Source organism: Pseudomonas syringae group sp. J309-1 (assembly GCF_032582135.1).
GTDB lineage: Bacteria > Pseudomonadota > Gammaproteobacteria > Pseudomonadales > Pseudomonadaceae > Aquipseudomonas > Aquipseudomonas quasicaspiana.
In genome coordinates this window covers 1-522 of record NZ_JAWHNU010000166.1, presented here as the reverse complement: position 1 = coordinate 522, position 522 = coordinate 1, and the positions used below count along the sequence as shown (strand labels likewise).

The window sequence follows — 522 nt, the reverse complement described above, 5'->3', positions numbered from 1 at the left end:
CCGATCGCGACGATCAGCCCGGCGTACGCCTGGTAGGCCTTGGCGCCCTCGCCGGCGAGATAGCTCTCCACCAACGTCACATTGGCATCCCGTCCGAGCCGCAGCAACGAGCGCGTGAACATCGAGGCCGGGGCGGTGCCGGATGCGACGTGCACGATGTGCAGCGGCTGCGCCAGCACCGTACCGTCGGCGATCTCGATGACAACGCCATCGGTCGCCATCGCACCGTTCAGCGCGATCATCGGATTGGAGATGTCGGTCGCAAAGGCCTGCGTGGAGAGCACGCCGTCACCGGCGTCGAGCACTTCGCGCAGCGGTTGGATGCCGAGGCCCTTGTCGAGGTTGCCGAGATCGGACAGATCAGGCGCAAACGCGCCGTCGACCAGCACCAGGCGGCGCACGCCGTCGATCGCCTGCAGCTTGATGGCGGCAGCAGCGCGGCCCAGAGCTGCGGCATCCGGCGCAGGCGCCAGCGGCAGCACCTCGCGCATCAGCGCGCGCAAATCGGTGTATTTCCAATCC

At 67.8% G+C, this 522-nt stretch carries 1 protein-coding gene; it reads right to left on the bottom strand.

Going from position 1 to position 522, the window contains the following annotated elements; all coding sequences use genetic code 11:
• Positions 1-522 (bottom strand): hypothetical protein (locus RX972_RS29260; RefSeq protein ID WP_316880793.1); only part of this gene is annotated, 522 nt, incomplete at both ends.